We start from the raw sequence: 18,319 nt of genomic DNA, 5'->3' as shown, positions 1-18,319 counted from the left end.
TATTAACAATATGTTTTTGTTATTAATTCTATGATACCCATAACTGAACACTTTAATAATATTTTTATTTGGATACTTAAAATTTTTGTTATAAACTCTGACAAGCAGTAATTATGCTCAATTTGTACACATCCTCAGCACTACAACCACGAGAAAGGTCTGTAATAGGTTTATTTAATCCTTGAAGTATTGGACCTAAAGCTTCAAAACCTCCCAATCTCTGGGCGATCTTGTAACCTATATTTCCTGCTTCTAGAGACGGAAATACGAATACATTTGCGTATCCAGCCACTTCAGAGCCTGGTGCTTTTTGCTGACCAACTGATGGAACTATTGCCGCATCAAATTGAATTTCACCTTCTATTGGAAGCTCTGGTGCCATTTCCTTCGCAAGCTTTGTTGCCTCTTCAACTTTCGTAGCCAAATCATGCTTTGCAGATCCTTTTGTTGAAAAACTCAGCATTGCAATTTTGGGATCTATGCCGAAAATTTTCGCAGTCTTGGCACTTTCAACTGCAACACCAGCCAACCCTTCAGCATCCAATTCGATATTTATAGCGCAATCAGAGAATATATATCTTGTATCATCCTTTAGCATTACAAACGCACCACTTGTTCTAGAAACACCCGGCTTTGTCTTTACGATTTGAAGTGCAGGTCTTACAGTATCACCAGTTGAATGAACGGCACCACTAACCATTCCGTCAACCTTTCCCATATATGTAAGCATTGTTCCAAAATAATTTTCATCTAATAATATTTTTTGAGCATCTTCTTTTGTCGCCTTACCGTTTCTTCTCTCAACAAAGGAATCAACCATCATATCAAACTCTCCGTAGTTTGCTGGATCTAAGATTTCTATTCCAGATATATCAAAATTATTTTCATTTGCTACCTTTTCGACTTCTGAAACCTTTCCTACCAATACAGGCACTAGTATACCTTCTTTGTTTAATCTTGCAGCAGCTTCTAATATTCTAGGCTCAGTACCCTCTGGAAGAACAATCCTAATATTCTTCCCTTCTATTTGTGCTTTTAATCCTTCTAATAATTCCATTTTTATCCTCCTATAATTTTATCGTCAAAAATTTTTATAACGATTAATTGTTTATTGGTGTCTGTTTTTTTATTACTGTTTATTATTTTTTCTAATTAGAAAATTGATCTAAGACATTCTCTGGCTTAATATCTCCCACTATCCTTGTGACAGTTGGCATATATCTCCTGCTTTCTCTAAAAGAATTATCCTTCTTCTTGATGAAAATATATGAAATTCCCATCAATACAAGCCCAAAAACAAATGACAATATTTCCAATTTATTCCCAGTATATCCGATATTCTCAAGCAGATAAAATGATGCTACCGAGCCGATTATCAACGCTATAAGAGGTATTCCATAGACGATAAATATTGCTCTCATCACATCTATATGTTCCATTGACACCTCAACATACTGTCCCTTTTTTGCACCGATTTTGTTCTGTACTTCGACAATAATATCCTGAGATTCGCTGTTGCTAGCCCCAATACATTTCCCACAACTCGCACACGCAGACAGTCTCTGCATCTTGAACATCGCTGTATCATCACTCGTTACTTCAAGAATATAGCCTCTTTGATCCATAGTTATCACTCCTTGTCTTCTAGGGATACTCTGATACTCAATTCTTCTAGCTGATTGCTCTCCGCCTCTGTAGGTGCATTTGTCATTGTGCAAACAGCATTTTGGTTCTTTGGAAATGCTATTACTTCTCTGATATTTTCAGCTCCTGCCAACAGCATTACCAGTCTATCCAACCCAAACGCCAAACCACCATGAGGAGGTGTTCCAAATTTAAAAGCTTCTAACAAATATCCAAATTTGTTATTTGCCTCTTCATCAGAAAGCCCTAGCGCTCTGAACATTTTTTCCTGCACCTTCGCATCAGAAATTCTAATAGAACCTCCACCGATTTCGTATCCATTTAATACAATATCATACGCTCTTGCTCTTAACTTAAGCTTATCATCACCTTCTAATTTATCTATATCTTCTTCCATCGGTGACGTAAACGGATGGTGCTTTGCGATAAATCTTCCGTTTTCCTCATCCTCTTCAAATACAGGAAATTCAGTAACCCATAATAAATTAAACTTATCAGGATCTGCAAGATTCAATTTATCAGCAACAGCTATTCTAACCTGCCCCAATGAATCATAGACCACAGAATCCTTATCAGCAACAAATAGCAGAAGATCTCCCGTCTTCGCTCCCATTGCATTCTGAATATTTGTCAGCTCCTCTTCACTAAAGAATTTTGCAATTGGAGAAGTAACACCTTCATCTGTAATCTTCATCCATGCCAAGCCTTTCGCCTTATATGTTTTTGCATGATCCTCCAAATGTGTAATTGCTTTTCTTGTAAAAGTGTCCGCCTCGCCAACAACATTGATACCTCTAACCGAGTATCCCTCTTTTGCACATTCAGCAAATACTTTAAAACCACAGTTTTTCACCACATCACTAATATTCACAAATTCTAGTCCATATCTTGTATCTGGCTTATCAGATCCATACTTATCCATTGCTTGAGCGAAAGTCATTCTCGGAAAAGGAGTTACAATATCTCTATCTAATACTTCTTTGAATATTTTTTTCAGCATTCCTTCCATTATTTCCATAACATCATTCTCATCAACAAATGACATTTCACAGTCTATCTGAGTAAATTCAGGCTGTCTATCAGCTCTCAAGTCTTCATCTCTAAAGCACTTAACTATCTGGAAATATCTATCCATACCACTTACCATCAATAATTGCTTATAAAGCTGTGGGGATTGTGGTAAAGCATAAAATTTCCCAGGATTTACTCTTGAAGGTACAAGGTAATCTCTAGCACCCTCTGGAGTAGGTTTTATCAAAAATGGTGTTTCTATTTCACAAAAATCATTGTCTGTCAAATAATTTCTTACTACATTTGCAACCTTTGCTCTCAGCATCAGGTTCTTTTGCATCTTAGGTTTTCTAAGATCAAGATATCTGTATTTAAGTCTTAGAGCCTCACCTACTTCATCATCATCCTTGATGTAAATAGGTGGTGTCTGAGATTCATTTAGTACTCTTATTTCCTCAGCAAAAACCTCAATATCACCAGTAGGAATATTACTGTTCTTTGACTGTCTTTCAAAAACCTTCCCTCTGATGGCTATTACATACTCACTGCCTAATTTTTCTGCTTTTTCAAAAGCAGATTTACTGACATCATTATCAAAAACTATCTGAGCAATACCGCCTCTATCTCTTAAGTCAACGAATACCAGTCCACCTAAATTTCTTTTCTTCTGAACCCAACCCATAAGCACAACTTCTCTACCTATATCGTCAAGTCTAAGACTACCTGCATAACAAGTTCTTTTCATTCCCTTAATAGTATCCAACTTCTTTACCTCCAAGCTTTAAATCATCTATTTATTAGTTTGTATCCAGTAACTATCAGCTTAAACGAACTAATAGTTACTTTGAACATCCAAATCATTATTCAAATTTAGATTCCTTTTTTTAATTCATCAACTATTTCGCTGATTTTAATAAGTCTCTGTTCTCCGGTTTCCATATCCTTTAGGCTTGCCTCATCTTTTTCTAGTTCATCTTCGCCAATAACAATCGTAAACCTTGAATTAACCTTATTCGAGTATTTAAACTGAGCCTTTACACTTCTATCCAAATGATCTTTGTCAGCGGAGAAATGCTCTTTTCTCAATTCCTTTAGCAAACTAAATGATTTTAATTTTGCCTTTTCTCCAATAGTCACAATAAATATATCGGTTTTATTTGGGTTTTCAATTTCAATTTCATTCGCTTCAAGTGTCAATAATAATCTCTCAACACCCATGCCAAATCCTATTCCACTAAAGCCTTTTGGACCACCGATTAATTCCACAAGTCCGTCGTATCTACCACCACCACAAACAGTAGATTGCGATCCAAGGTCATTTGATATTATCTCAAAGGCAGTTCTCTTGTAATAGTCCAACCCTCTTACGATTTTCTTATCGACAGAATACCTAATATCCATCTCATCAAGATATTCTTTTAATGTTTCAAAATGCTTCTGGCAATCCTCACACAAATGATCAGCCATCAGAGGTATATCGACAATATTTGATTGACAAGTTTCATTTTTACAGTCAATAACTCTCATAGGATTTTTTTCTCTTCTATCATTACACAAATCACAAAGAACATCTGATTTCTGCAATAGGTAGTCTTTTAGGAGTCTGTTGTAGCTTTCCCTACAAACCGGACATCCAACCGAGTTTATTGAAACAGATAGATCGTTCAATCCCAATTCATTCAAAAACTGCATTGCAAGAGCAATTACCTCAGCATCAAGTGACGGAGAATCTCCCCCTATTGCCTCTACTCCAAACTGATGAAATTGCCTTTGTCTACCAGATTGCGGTCTTTCATATCTAAAGCAAGGTGTGATATAAAATAATTTGGTTGGCTGAGCATCAGCATTCATTTTATGCTCGATAAAAGCTCTCACTACACCCGCTGTACCTTCTGGTTTCAGTGTAATTTCTCTATCACCCTTATCTACAAAGGAATACATTTCCTTCTGAACTATATCAGTCGTATCCCCAACGCCTCTTTTGAATAACTCAGTATGTTCAAAAATTGGAGTCCTAATTTCTTCATAGCCGTAAATCGAACAAATCTCCTTGAATTTGTTCTCCAAAAAATTCCATTTATAAGATTCTTTAGGAGTTATGTCTTTTGTTCCTCTTGGAGCACTAATAACCATTTTTCTTTACCTCCGCATATTTTTTATCTATCATATCATCGACTCTATCAATGTAGATTTCAACATTTTTAACATCATCGACCCTTTCAATTCTATTTTCCTTCAAGTACACAAATTTTGAAACAGCACCCGCACCAATCGCATAATTAGATTGCATTTCTTCCATTATCTGCATATTGTACATACATTCTTTCCCATCCTTTGAATATCCAATATTTTCCAAATTTCCAAGCATATGCTTTTGTCTGTACAAATAATATGGGGAATATTCATACATACTCATATATTTCTGAGATATTTCAATCATACTAATCATATTTTTATAGGAACTCAAATCACTTTTATATTCCTCAATATTAATATTTAAATCAGACGCTCTCTTTAATGCAAGTGTGTGAACTGTCACATTTTCAGGATTTAATTTTACGATTTCCTTCATCGTATTTTCGACCATATCGGGCGTTTCTCCTGGAAGACCGAGTATCAAATCCATATTTATATTATCAAAGCCAAGCTCTCGTGCCAGAAAAAAACAATCAACTATATCTTGAACTGTATGATTACGCCCTATCTTGTCAAGTGTATCTTGATTCATGGTTTGAGGATTGATGCTGATTCTCGTGACATTGTTTCTTTTTAAAACTTCTAGCTTCTCTCTCGTTATACTATCAGGTCTACCAGCCTCGACAGTAAACTCCTCAAGCTGCTCTAAATCGAATATTTCAAAAAGAGATTTTATCAAAAAATCGAGCTGCTCGGCATCTAATGCAGTTGGAGTACCTCCACCAATGTAAAGAGTTTCAATGCTCTTTCCCTGCAGTTTGATTAATTCGCCAAGACCCTTTGCTTCGTATATTAATTTTTCCAAATATGAATCTCTTAGCTTACCAAATTTTGCAAGAGGATGTGATGGAAATGAACAGTACAGACATTTGGTTGGGCAAAATGGTATACTTACATACAATGAAATTTTGTCTTCATCTACTGGATAAATGTATTTTCTTTCCCTTTTTGCCACTTTCATCAACAAGTCTACCTTTTCATCAGATATCAAATAATTGTTTTTCAAAATATCGATGACATTTGCTTCAGATAAACCTTCATCCAACAATGAATGAACTATCTTTAGTGGTCTTATTCCAGTCAAAATCCCCCATGGTACGTATGCATCAAATCTATTCTTTAGAAATTCAAACATACTCTTTTGAATCAATCTCTTTGAAGCACTCTTTATTACATTATCTATTTTTTTCTCGTTATTTGCAAATTTTTTTTCAAAATCTAAATGCTCGGACAATTCTTTTTGGTATGATATTGCGTTATTACTTATGACAATGGTTTCTGAAATAATACTAATATGGTGCATGTCTCTATCAACATGCAGTCTATTGATCAAAATATCATTATCTAAATCACTCAATTCATAAATTTTTTTTGATATTGCCAGTGAGTCAAACTCATCTTCATTATTAACGTCAAAAACTTCTGAGCTCTCAAGGAATGAAAACTCAGAAGAAAATAGCTTTAAAAATTCAGACAATTCATACCTATAGTCATGTCCAATCAAAAGTATATCTATCATTATATCACCAATTTCATATAATAATTACTATTTTTTTCTCTGCCAATGGTACTGGCAGGACCGTGACCAGGGTAGATAACCAAATCATTTTCCATTTTTGATAGCTTTTTTAAGGACTTCAACATCTGGTTATAGTCGCCACCATATAAATCTGTTCTTCCAATAGACCCCATAAATAGAGTATCTCCAGTAAACATCTCCATTCCACATCTAATACACATTCCACCTTCAGTATGTCCTGGAGTATCGAAAAATGAAAAAGTATGTTCACCCATCTTTAGCTTTTCTCTATCTGAAACATAGATATCGGCTTCTATCTCCACTGGGTATGGAAAAAACTGATTGCTTAAATTCTTACTTGCATCATTTAACATTTCTTTTTCATTGATATTTGCCACTATTTTGGCATCTGTAAGCTTTTTTAGCTCCAGCACATCTCCAATATGATCTGCATGAGAATGTGTCAACATTATATATTTCACAACTAAATTATGCTTTTTTATAAAATCCTTCTGTTTATCAAAACAAAGGGCTGGATCGATCACGACAGCCTCAAGTGTATTTTCATCATAATATATATAAGTATTCTCTTGCATCATTGAGTCCACTATTACCTCTAATTTCATAAGCCCTCCTAAAAATTCTTTTTCGAATCTATCAACAATGTCACAGGACCATCGTTTATCAGCTCAACCATCATATGTGTTCTAAATTTTCCAGTTTGTACATTTATGCCATGAGCTTTTGCCTTTTCCACAAAATCAATATAGAACTCATCAGCCTTATCCGGTCTTGCTGCATCAGAAAACCCTGGGCGTCTACCTTTTCTACAATCACCGAACAAAGTAAACTGGCTTACCACCAACAACTCACCACCAACATCAAGCAATGATAAATTCAATTTTTCATTTTCATCCTCAAAAATTCTAAGATTTACGATTTTATCGACCATATAGTCGACATCCTTTATCTCATCATCCTCGCCCACACCCAATAGCACGAGCAAACCTGAGTTTATTTTTCCAACCACTTCTCCATCTACGCTGACATTTGAAGCCGTTACCTTTTGAACTACTGCTCTCATATACACCTCTATCTACTATGAACTCTGTATGTATCCTCTACACCAGGTATATTGTTTAACTTTCTCATCACGTGATTCAGTTGCTCGATCCCATTTACCTCTAGTGTCAAATCGATCGTAATGCCGATCTCTGATCCCTTTCTAGCATAAATTCCATTTAGCCCTACCTTTTCATTTGAAATCACGTGCGTTATCTCGTTTAGAATTCCTCTTCTATCATTTGCCTTCAATTGAATATCCGCCTCAAATCTCGAATCATTATCCTCAACCCATGAAACATTAATCATTTTTCCAGCATTATTTTCTTTATCTCTAATAATATTCTCGCAATCAGTTCTATGAACTGTCACACCTCTTCCCCTAGTGATATATCCAACTATATCATCACCTGGAAGCGGACTACAGCATTTTGCAAATCTTACATAAATACCATCCAATCCATCAACTTGAACACCTGTATGTCTTTTTTCTCTCTTTTTTGATTTTGCTGCAGTTTTTAGCTTTTCATTTTCCAGAGCATTATGCTTTTCAATATCTTCCTCTTGATTTATTTTTTGCTCTTTTTCCTGCTTTCTAGCATCTTTTAAAATAAAGTCTCTAACCTTTGTTACAACTTGATTGCCTGCAATTCCACCATACCCGACAGTCGCCAAAAAATCGTCATAATCTGGTTGATTAAACTTTTTAGAAACCTCTCTCAAAGCAGTTTGAACATTTTCATCATTTTTATTTAGATTCAATCGTTTGAATTCTTTTTCTAATATGGCGACACCACGCTCAATATTTTCTTCTCTTCTCTCTTTTTTAAAATACTGCCTGATTCTATTTCTCGCATTGGAGGTTTTGACCATATTGAGCCAATCCCTGCTAGGTCCCGGAGAATTTGAAGAAGTATGAATCTCGACAATATCACCATTTCTCAGCTTGTATTCAAAGGAAACTATTTTTCCATTTACCTTTGCTCCAATGCATTTGTTGCCTATATTCGAGTGAATTCTGTAGGCAAAATCTACTGGAATAGATCCATTTGGCAACTCTACTACCTCACCCTGAGGGGTAAATACATAAACCTGAGAATTAAATACATCTTCCTTCAAAGCGTCAAGAAATTCATGTGGATCGGTAACATCTTTCTCCCACTCCATCATCCTTCTAAGCCACTGTAATCTCTCATCGACACTTGAAATAGCCTCATCAGACTTGCCTTCCTTATATTTCCAGTGGGCGGCAATACCATATTCGGCAATATCATGCATTTCGTGAGTTCTAATTTGTATCTCAAGCGGTTCCCCATCGGAACCAATAACAGTAGTATGCAAAGATTGATACATATTGGGCTTTGGCATCGCTATATAATCTTTAAATCTACCTGGCATTGGTTTCCAAAGAGTATGAATAATACCTAAAACGCCATAACAGTCCTTCACAGAATCTACAATTACTCTGATTGCTATCAAATCATATATCTCGTCAAAGCTCTTATCCTTGATTTTCATTTTTCTATATATACTATAAAAATGCTTTGGTCTACCATATACATCACAAGGAATGCTTGATTTTGTAAAATTTTCTTTTAAGAGCTTTACAATATCCTCAATATATGACTCTCTCTGCTCTCTTTTCATTCTTACTTTTTTTACTAAGTTGTAGTATCCTTCTGGATCCAAATATCTTAGAGACAAATCCTCCAATTCCCATTTGATTTTGGAAATACCAAGTCGATTAGCAATACCTGCATATATATCCAAAGTTTCCTGAGCCTTATACTTGGCTTTTTGGGGATTCATATACTCTAAAGTTCTCATATTGTGAAGCCTATCCGCCAGTTTTATCAGAATAACTCTCAGGTCTTTTGCCATTGCAAGAAACATCTTTCTTAGGTTTTCAGATTGAGATTCTTCCTTAGTCATATACTTTATCTTACCAAGCTTTGTTACCCCATCAACCAAAATAGCTACGTCCTTGCCAAACATTTCTTCTATATCTTTTTCTTCATATTCAGTATCTTCAACAACGTCATGTAAAAGACCGCCACAAATCGTATCTACATCCAGCTGCATATCTGCCAATATATTTGCAACCGCTACCGGATGAATAAAATACGGCTCTCCAGATTTTCTGAACTGGTTTTCATGAGCTTTCTTGGAGAGATAATATGCCTTTACCACCTTTTCACAATCAGCATCAGGTGAATATGACAATATTTTATTTATTAATTTTTTCAAATCTTCATCATAAACTTTTTCGTTATCGCTCATAATTTCACCCCTTTCAAACTGACCGTCATCTGATTACTCTTCAGAATAATGAACTAAAGTATTTACATTATAACCATCAAGTTTTTTTCTACCATCTAAGAAGTCCAGTTCAATCAAAAATTCTATAGAAACCACTTCTCCACCAAGTTTTTCAATCAATTTTGTGGCAGCTGCAACAGTTCCACCAGTAGCCAATAAATCGTCGACTATTGCCACACGCATCCCTTTTGTTATTGCATCCTCATGTATTTCGAGAACATCTGTTCCATATTCAAGGCTATATTCATAGGATTCTACTTTTCCAGGTAATTTTCCCGGTTTTCTTATTGGCACAAAGCCCACACCTAAATTATATGCAACAGGTGTCCCTAAAATAAATCCTCTAGCCTCAGGTCCTACAATAATGTCCACATTATGCCTTCTAAGATTTTCAGATATGCAGTCAACTGTATATTTAAATGCTTCTCCATCTTTTAAAAGTGTTGTAATATCCTTAAATCCAATCCCTGGCTTTGGAAAATCCTCAATTTCTCTAATTTTTTTTGATAAGTCCATGCTTGCCTCCATAAATATTTATATATTTAGTCTATATGTATTATATTTTCTTATTTATATTGTTTAATTTATATTGTTTAATTTATATTGTTTAATTTATATTCTTTAACTTATATTACTTAATTTGATTGTTTATAGTTAAATTTCAATATGTTTAATCTAATTTTTTAAATCTCAATTAATCTAATCAAAACCTATTTAATCCAAGCCGTACATTTTAATAAATCCATCTAAATCACTAGATATCTTTTTTACGATAACATTCTCTTCAAGATTAACCTTTTTTTCAGGTTTTGGCAATATTTTAAAATTAATAGTTCCATTTTCCAGATCGATATTAAAATCTATTAAGTCCTCTGTTTTCAATATATTGATAATCAGCAATACACTAATTACTGGCACACCAGTATTTTCGACCAGCTCCCCAATATTTATCTCACCAATAGACAGATTGTTTAAATATTTGTAAATTTTAACAAACTTATTCCTGTCAAATTTCATGTTAGAAAACTTTCTCATTAAATGTACAAAATCACTTTCATTAACATTCATAATAATATCAGTATTTTCATCTTTTTCTTTAAGTAAATAATAAACTTCATCCAAATTATTTGGATAATCATACATAATAATTTTATTATATCCTTTAATATCTCTTTTATCAATATTTGATATGAAAATGAACTCTATTTTTTCATTGTTCAATATATTTATGTCGGAAAATAATCTAAACATTCCATTTAACGTATTTATAATAAACAAATTTTTCCCATCAAATAACTCAGCTATATTTTCAACTCTTTTGTTCTTACGATTGACGATGCTATCCACAATGCTGCTGTGTCTTTCTAAATCAGGGTAATGACTGTTAGCACAATCACTATTATTATCATTTATTACCCTTTCACAATAACTCAAAACATTATTAGCATACTCACCAAAAAAATTGGTATGTTTATAAACTGACTTTGTTTTATTTAATCTAATATCCTTAATTAAAAGCTGAACTTTCGTATTTCCATTAAATGTATTTTTGTCTGCCTTAAATACCAAATCTATACTATCTCCAACCTCAAATAATTCCGATAAGTGTGCCATACCAAATCCTACACACTCAAAGCTTTTTCCTTTTTCAATGCCTATTTTCAGATGGTTTTTATCCTTACCAATAAGGTATCTGCTTTTAACAATGCAGTCCCTTATCAAAAAATATGGCGTTGGATTATTTATTCCAAATGGTTCTAGGTCATGAAGGCTATCCACAAACTCTAGGTTAAGACTATCCTCAGATATTTCATATTCAATTTTAATTTCCTCGATCAAATCTTCATTTGACAAAGAATAGTCTGCAACGTGGTTTAGCTTAACTCTTAGATTTTCGATATCCTCTTCCCTTACCGTCATTCCAGCAGCTTGTTCATGCCCACCAAATTTGACCATAAATTCTTTGCATTGAAACAGTGCTGAAAACAAGTCAAATCCTTTGATAGATCTTGCAGATCCAACTGCCATACCATCTTCTATGCACAATAAAACGCAAGGCTTATAGTATTTTTCAGTTATTTTCGAAGCCACAATACCTATTATTCCATGATGCCATCCCTCAGAAGCCAAGACTAATACCTTGTCATCTTTAGAGCTATTTTTTTCAATCAACTCTTCCGCTTTGAAAAAAATATCTGATTCTATTTCTTGTCTTTTCGAGTTATTGATATCCATGATTTCGGCAATTTGTTTTGCCTCCTCTGTATCCTTTGTTGTAAATAACTTGACCCCCAGATTCGAAAAGCCTAGCCTTCCAGAGGCGTTGATTCTCGGCCCAAGTGCAAACCCCAAATGCGAGCTGTTAATCTTCGTATCTACCAATCCACATACTTCAATAAGAGCCTTCATTCCAAGATTTTCGCCCTTTCCTATTATTTCAAAGCCATTTTTTACAATAATCCTATTTTCATCTAGAACAGGCATCATATCACATATTGTAGCGAGTGAAACTATTTCCAGATACTTGTAGATATCTTTGTAAAAATCATCTCCACTCAAAGCATGAATTAATTTAAAGGCAATCCCACAGCCGCATAACCCTTTAAATGGATAATCACAATCCGGTCTTTTATGATCGATTACTGCAACCGCATTCGGAAGTTTTTCCTGACATTCATGATGATCAGTTATTATAACATCTATTCCTTTTTCTCTGGCGTATTCCACCTCGTTTACAGAAGTAATTCCGCAATCTACCGTAATTATCAAATCTGCATTATTTTCTTTTAAATAGTCAATTGCATCTGTATTAAGTCCATATCCTTCTTCTAATCTGTTCGGAATATAATAATCAACGTTTTTGTAGCCAATATTGTCGAAAAATATCATCATAATTGATGTTGAAGACACTCCATCGACATCATAATCTCCGTAAACAAATATTTTTTCATTTCTCGAAAAAGCTGAATATATTCTTTCGACCGCTTTATCCATGTCTTTAAGCAAAAATGGATTCCTTAAAAAATCTAGACTTGGATTTAAAAACATATCTAGATCATCATCTGCCACCGACCTATTTATCATTATTTGAGCAATTTCATCCGAAATTCCCTTTTCAATTGTAAACTTATTGCCACTGGGCTTAGATTTACATTTTAATGTCCATTTCTTCATAATCTATTTACCTTTATTTTAATATCTATTTATTTAATATCTATTTATTTAATATCTGATTTTTTTATCATCTATATATTTTTTTATAAATTTTATCTATTTTTATAGTTATTTTTCAAAATCATGAAAATAAGAACTATGCCTATTATAAACGACAGAATAAACCCACTTATGCTTACATATCTTATTGTGGCATTCTTTTCGATATTAGAAGATGCCAATATCAATGACGATCCAATAATACACGCAGCCAGTGTGATACTCATTGATATCAGCGTCATAAGCTTTCTGATCGACTCCTCAAGCTTTGGAGATCTAAATTCGCCTATATCAAGTTTCATATTGTTTTTTTCCAGAATTCCAAGTATCGTCTTTATTTGATTCGGAACTCTAATCAAATCATAATAATACTCATCCAAATTGTATTTGGCATTCTTTAGATTTCTTTTTAAATCAAGTTTCTCTTGTCTATAATATTTTAGGTATGAGCTGGCGATTGTCTCTACGCTAAAATCTTCATATAGCCCTCTCGCCGTACCCTCCAAAGTGATCATCGTCTTACCTAATATAACAAGCTGAGAAGGCAACGTAATCCTGTAATTTCTCATAAATCTAAAGACTTCATCCAAAATTTCAGCAATACTCAACTTGTCAAAAGGAATATCGTAATAATAGTGAATCAAAAACAACAAATCCCGTCTTAGCATTTCGTCATTGTTGTTAGCTGGCAATGCATTCATATCTGTCAAAATACGAATAATCTTGTCAATATTTTTGTTAGTAGAAGATAGAATAAGCTGATTTAAGTATGACAGAGTTCTGTCGTCGATAATTCCAATCATACCGAAATCAACATACGCGATCCTATCGTCATCCATTATAAAGATATTTCCCGGATGTGGATCTGCATGAAAAAAACCACATGTCATTACCTGTCTAAAGAAGGATTTGACTCCTCTTTCTACAATCGCCCTTTTTTCATGATCACTCTTATTATGCCTGTCAATATCAGAAAGACATATCCCTTCAATCTTTTCCATAACCAACATTTTTTTTGTCGTGTAGTCATTATATATCTCTGGAATAACTACTTCCCTACTATGCTTGAAAATGCTGCCAAGCTTCATTCCATTAACAGCTTCAAATTTGTAATCCAACTCCCTAATTAGTTGAATTTCCATTTCAGAGATAAGCTCGTAAATATCTATGTTCCAATCTTTTTTAAACATATCCAAATTGCTTGAGATTCTTTTTAATATGCTAATATCAGCTTTTATAATATTGTCAATTCCGGGTCTTTGCACCTTGATTACGACTTTTTTTCCATCTTTTAGCACACCTTCATATACCTGACCAATGGAAGCTGCTGCAATCGGCTTTGAGCTTATAAACGAAAAAACATCCTCTATGCTTGAGCCTAACTCCTCTTCAATAATTCCCATCGCAATCGTATCATCAAAAGGCTCTACGTCATCCCTCAATTTGCTAAGCTCTTCAATTATCTCATCGTCAAAGAGATCTTTTCTCGTGCTCACAATTTGACCTATTTTTATATATGTAGGTCCCAGCTCCTCAAAAGCTCGTCTCAAACGTTGACCAGTCGTCATGGCTTTGACATCGTCTTTCGGAGCCTTTGTCATAATCTTTCCCGCAACCGAATCTTTGTTTAGCTTATCAACGATAAATCCAAACCCATATTTAACAAGTACTGATGCAATTTCTCTATATCTTCCAAGATATTTATAGCTTACTCTCATATATTACTCACCCTCAGTCAATAACTTTGCCTGTATCATTATCGCACACTCTGTTCTTTTCTTTTGCATTTCACACCCTAAATCATAAGGCTTAGAAATATCACCATTAAAGTTTATCGCATTTGCGTGGCAACCACCTGAGCAATAAAACTTATTCCAACAGGTCTTGCACTTTTCTTTATTATACACATGAGCATTTTTAAACATACTCTTTACACTTTCCGGAATTAGAATTTCAGTATCATTTATATTTCCCAAAACAAATTCATCTTTACCCACAAATTGATGACATGGGAAAATATCTCCATTAGGAACGACTGAAAGATACTCATTTCCAGCACCACAACCAGTGATTCTCTTAATAACACATGGTCCCTGATTCAAATCTACCATGAAGTGAAAAAATTTAAATTTCTCACCTCTCAGTTGTCTTTTTGCAAGAATATCTGCATAGTTTTCATATTCTTCAAAGATCTTTGGTAAATCCTCTTCTCTAAGAGCAAATGGATTTGATTCATCATCAACAACTGGTTCAATTGAAGTCAATTCAAATCCCAAATCAGAGAAATGCTCAATATCCTTTGAGAAATCAAGATTATCTCTTGTGAATGTACCCCTTACATAATAAAATTTATCCTTCGGTCTCTGTCTAACAAGCTTTTGGAACTTTGGAACAATAACGTCATAGCTCCCTCTATCATTGACCGTTGGTCTCATTCCGTCATTTATTTCTTTTCTTCCGTCAAGTGACAAGACCACATTATGCATATTTTCATTGATAAAATCTATCTTCTCGTCATCCAACAGCACTCCATTTGTCGTTATCGTAAATCTGATGTTTTTATTTGCAGGAATCTCTTTTTCCCTACCATATTTAACCAATTCTTTTACAACATTCCAATTCATCAATGGTTCACCACCAAAGAAATCTATCTCGAGATTTCTTCTATTGCCACTATTTTCAATCAAAAAATCTATCGCCTTTTTTCCTATATCCAGTGGCATCAGCTCTGCTTTACCACCAAAATCACCTTGCTTTGCAAAACAATATTTGCACTTCAAGTTACAATCGTGAGCAACGTTCAGACATAGAGCCTTCACAACTGGTTTTCTATCTACAAAGCTTGGATGTAGCTCATACTCATCTTCACTGTATAACAATCCCTCTTCTACCAACTGCTTTATTTCATTATACGATTCGTCAATCTGCTCCTCTTTGTATTCACTTTGCAAAATATTCTTTATTTCATCAATAGATTTGTCCTCATAGTAATCTAATACCTTATACGTTATATCATCAACAACATGAACAGCTCCACCATTTACATCTATCACTATGTTGAGTCCATTCATGTTATATTTATGTATCATTTTCAATTTTTTTCCTCCTTGATATAATTTCCATCTGTATATTATACCATATATTTGCCACTAATTACTAGAATTCCAAAAGGTTACATTATTAGAGAAAATATTTTTTTGTATTTTCATTATGTTTTGTGATATAATGAACATAATTAGTGTATGGGAGGTGTATGTATTGAAGCTTTTTATAAAAACTCTGGCTTCATTGTTGTCTGTCTCGCTCGTTGCAACTTCACTTGCAGCTTGCTCAAAGAAAAGCACAAATGAACCAGATAAAACACAAACGACTACTACGAAAATTGAATATATAACTGAAATAACAAAGGAAAATGTTGAAGACATTGTAATTGAATACAAAGAAGTTCTTTCTTACTACAATGATTTGAAAAACAATCTTAAAATTTTGAGCGATATAAGCAAAGACCCTCAGCTTGAAAGGGATGCTATTACTGCAAAGGACTCAATAAAAAACGGAGAAACCCTATTGGGTAATCTCACTACAAAATATAAGCCTTTGTTTGATGCAAAAGAAGTATTAAAAAAGATGTATTCAGTTTCTTTGGAAATGTCGGACAGTGTTGTCAATGACTCTGCGACATATGAAAAGAAATTGAAAGAATACGATGAACTATTTAAGGATTTCAAGAAAATGATGGATCAAATAAGAACTGATATTGAAAAAATAAGAGGCAAGTCCCCTACTCAGGATGAGCCTGTAGATCCAAATGCTGAAGACAAGGACAAAAATACCGATGTAAACAAGGCGAGCGACGAAGACGACAAGGATAAGTCAAAAGACAGCACTTCGGGCAAGTCAGAAGATGATAATAATAATTCTAATAAGAACAATTCATCTTCAAGTAGCTCTGGCAAAACATCTGGATCAAATAGTCAAAATGGTGGAAGAGATCAAATAATATCAGAGGGCAGTAGCGAGTTCGTTCCAAAGGTTTCTAGTCTTAACAGCAGTATAAGAGGAGAAATCAAGAATGCAGGTTATAGTGCCGGTGCTAGCTACAAACAAAGTGGTGGAGATGCATCAAATTTACAACAAGTCGCAGCTCAAATGTTTAACGATATTGAGGGAGATAATCCAATCAATTCAAGTCAAGTATCTGAAGCTAGACAAATATTTGTAAACGCATTTATTAGTGCGTATAATTCAAATTAAACGTTAAAAAATATTAATATCGAATATTTAATTTTATGGCTGACCAAAAATTTATTTTTGGTCGGCTCTTTTTTAAAAATTTTTTTAAATTATTTTTTTATAATATGTCATAATTATTAATAAATCTACAAATAGTATATCATATTAAAACGTAATTTCATAAAATAATAGTCATTTTTGTATTTTTTTATAAAAAAGACTAGACTTATACGATAAAATATGATAATATTTTATATGGAAAAAGGTTTCCTAAAATAAAACGGAGGTACAAACTTATGTTGGGTGATGTTGTTAGATATAATTTTTTTGCTCTAGATAATGTTGACAAGGATACTTACTCTTTGGATTATGCAATTGTTTTAGATATTGATGAAAAGAATAATACAACAAAGATTTTACCAATCTCAAACAAGTTTCACAAGGAATCGATAGAATCTTTTTGTATCGGTTACATCCCAGGTTTTGTTGAAGTAAAAAATGAAGGCTACGTGAACAATAAGCAGTATGTTCATTTCAACAAAGTTATCGATGTTAATGATAATGAATTATATCCTGTTCATGAACAGGATTTATGTGGCAACATATCTAAGGATGACAATGGTTCTCCAATCAATGTCGCTTTGGATATTGAACAATTAGAAAAAATTGTTAAGAAGTATCGTATTTATGAAATTCTATCCTTTTCGATTGCAAACACACTATCCTTTATCTTTATCAGCGTATCCTCGATGCTAAGTTCTTCACCATAGGATAAATGTGAGTCTATCGATTTACTTACTCTTAATATATTGTCACCAAACTCCTCAAGCTCATTTTTTCTAAAATTTAGAAATCTATCAATTACCTCAAAATAGAAAAAACCACTCCCAGATGCAATATCAAGTATTTTTAAATTAATCAGCCCTTCTTTTTTGTAAATTTTATTTCTGATAATAGCATCAAATGTAATATCTATCATAAAATTTACAATATCAGAAGAAGTATAATATATCCCCTCAGCCTTACATTTTTTTTTGGATAAACTATCCCAAAATTTCTGTCCTGATTTGTAATGATCCACTTATTTACCTCATTTACAATTAATGCATATATTATAAGCTT

Annotated in this window: 15 protein-coding genes; 2 read left to right on the top strand and 13 right to left on the bottom strand. The window is 33.7% G+C overall.

The window, feature by feature from the left end:
- Window positions 1-88: 88 nt before the first annotated feature.
- From pta to scfB, 12 genes are all read right to left on the bottom strand, one after another.
- On the bottom strand, window positions 89-1,057 hold the full coding sequence (gene pta, locus FYJ71_RS02505; protein WP_154537223.1) for a phosphate acetyltransferase: 969 nt from the start codon (window positions 1,055-1,057) through the stop codon (window positions 89-91).
- 91 nt (window positions 1,058-1,148) lie between these two features.
- Window positions 1,149-1,625 carry a SoxR reducing system RseC family protein gene (locus FYJ71_RS02500; protein ID WP_154537222.1) on the bottom strand — a complete coding sequence of 159 codons (477 nt, stop codon included), beginning with the start codon at window positions 1,623-1,625 and terminating at the stop codon, window positions 1,149-1,151.
- Window positions 1,626-1,630: 5 nt separating this feature from the next.
- A complete protein-coding gene (aspS, locus tag FYJ71_RS02495) occupies window positions 1,631-3,418 on the bottom strand; it encodes an aspartate--tRNA ligase (protein WP_154537221.1) in 1,788 nt (595 codons plus the stop codon).
- 107 nt (window positions 3,419-3,525) lie between these two features.
- Window positions 3,526-4,788: a histidine--tRNA ligase gene (gene hisS, locus FYJ71_RS02490; protein WP_154537220.1), complete on the bottom strand. Its 1,263-nt coding sequence runs from the start codon at window positions 4,786-4,788 to the stop codon at window positions 3,526-3,528.
- The gene (gene hemZ / locus FYJ71_RS02485; RefSeq protein WP_154537219.1) at window positions 4,778-6,370 is read right to left on the bottom strand and encodes a coproporphyrinogen dehydrogenase HemZ; all 1,593 of its coding nucleotides are present in this window, start codon (window positions 6,368-6,370) and stop codon (window positions 4,778-4,780) included. Before hemZ ends, hisS begins: the two co-directional genes overlap by 11 nt.
- The gene (locus FYJ71_RS02480) at window positions 6,370-6,996 is read right to left on the bottom strand and encodes an MBL fold metallo-hydrolase (RefSeq protein WP_154537218.1); all 627 of its coding nucleotides are present in this window, start codon (window positions 6,994-6,996) and stop codon (window positions 6,370-6,372) included. Before FYJ71_RS02480 ends, hemZ begins: the two co-directional genes overlap by 1 nt.
- Before the next feature lie 8 nt (window positions 6,997-7,004).
- On the bottom strand, window positions 7,005-7,454 hold the full coding sequence (gene dtd, locus FYJ71_RS02475) for a D-aminoacyl-tRNA deacylase (protein ID WP_154537217.1): 450 nt from the start codon (window positions 7,452-7,454) through the stop codon (window positions 7,005-7,007).
- An 8-nt stretch (window positions 7,455-7,462) separates the two neighbouring features.
- A complete protein-coding gene (locus FYJ71_RS02470; protein WP_154537216.1) occupies window positions 7,463-9,712 on the bottom strand; it encodes a RelA/SpoT family protein in 2,250 nt (749 codons plus the stop codon).
- A 33-nt stretch (window positions 9,713-9,745) separates the two neighbouring features.
- Window positions 9,746-10,267, bottom strand: a complete 522-nt coding sequence (locus FYJ71_RS02465) for an adenine phosphoribosyltransferase (RefSeq protein ID WP_154537215.1) — start codon at window positions 10,265-10,267, stop codon at window positions 9,746-9,748.
- A 198-nt stretch (window positions 10,268-10,465) separates the two neighbouring features.
- Window positions 10,466-12,925, bottom strand: a complete 2,460-nt coding sequence (gene recJ / locus FYJ71_RS02460; RefSeq protein WP_154537214.1) for a single-stranded-DNA-specific exonuclease RecJ — start codon at window positions 12,923-12,925, stop codon at window positions 10,466-10,468.
- A 92-nt stretch (window positions 12,926-13,017) separates the two neighbouring features.
- Window positions 13,018-14,682, bottom strand: a complete 1,665-nt coding sequence (locus FYJ71_RS02455; protein ID WP_154537213.1) for an ABC1 kinase family protein — start codon at window positions 14,680-14,682, stop codon at window positions 13,018-13,020.
- A 3-nt stretch (window positions 14,683-14,685) separates the two neighbouring features.
- On the bottom strand, window positions 14,686-16,059 hold the full coding sequence (gene scfB, locus FYJ71_RS02450) for a thioether cross-link-forming SCIFF peptide maturase (RefSeq protein ID WP_154537212.1): 1,374 nt from the start codon (window positions 16,057-16,059) through the stop codon (window positions 14,686-14,688).
- Window positions 16,060-16,222: 163 nt separating this feature from the next.
- Here scfB and FYJ71_RS02445 point away from each other — a divergent pair, with 163 nt between their 5' ends.
- Complete coding sequence (locus FYJ71_RS02445) at window positions 16,223-17,218, top strand: hypothetical protein (protein WP_154537211.1); 996 nt, start codon at window positions 16,223-16,225, stop codon at window positions 17,216-17,218.
- A gap of 275 nt (window positions 17,219-17,493) precedes the next feature.
- Window positions 17,494-17,967, top strand: a complete 474-nt coding sequence (locus FYJ71_RS02440; RefSeq protein WP_235899045.1) for a hypothetical protein — start codon at window positions 17,494-17,496, stop codon at window positions 17,965-17,967.
- On the opposite strand, the gene FYJ71_RS02435 is transcribed toward FYJ71_RS02440, so the two are convergent.
- Entirely contained in the window at window positions 17,883-18,176 is a 294-nt protein-coding gene (locus tag FYJ71_RS02435) for a hypothetical protein (protein WP_154537210.1), read from the bottom strand. The genes FYJ71_RS02440 and FYJ71_RS02435 overlap by 85 nt on opposite strands.
- Window positions 18,177-18,319 lie beyond the last annotated feature (143 nt).

The organism is Peptostreptococcus porci, from assembly GCF_009695815.1.
Classification (GTDB): domain Bacteria; phylum Bacillota; class Clostridia; order Peptostreptococcales; family Peptostreptococcaceae; genus Peptostreptococcus; species Peptostreptococcus porci.
The sequence above is the reverse complement of the archived record's forward strand: the minus strand, read 5'-3'. Positions and strand labels throughout refer to the sequence as shown.